General features: G+C 66.4%; 1 protein-coding gene. It reads right to left on the reverse strand.

The annotated features are described in order from the left end of the window. Window positions 1–250, reverse strand: a 250-nt coding sequence (locus tag E5W87_RS23055) for an iron chelate uptake ABC transporter family permease subunit (RefSeq protein ID WP_292402704.1), incomplete at both ends; no start/stop codon positions are given.

Consider the following 250-nt stretch of genomic DNA (forward strand, 5'->3'; position numbering starts at 1 on the left):
GGTATCCTCGCCGAGCGGCAGGATATCGAGCCAGCGGCTGGCGAGAAACAGCGGCAAGGTCAGCAGCATCAGACATGCCAAGGTGAGCCAGGCATCCACCCCGGTCGCCTGGCTGGTCGAGCCGCTGAGCCAGCGCAGCAGGACATAGGACTGGGAATTTCCCATGGCGATCGTCGCGGTGATGACGGCGCTGCACAGCGCGCTCGTGGCGATGCCGGCAAGCAGCAGCCGCTCGGAGCCGAACTTCGCC

Source organism: Mesorhizobium sp. (genome assembly GCF_004962925.1).
Lineage (GTDB): Bacteria > Pseudomonadota > Alphaproteobacteria > Rhizobiales > Rhizobiaceae > Mesorhizobium.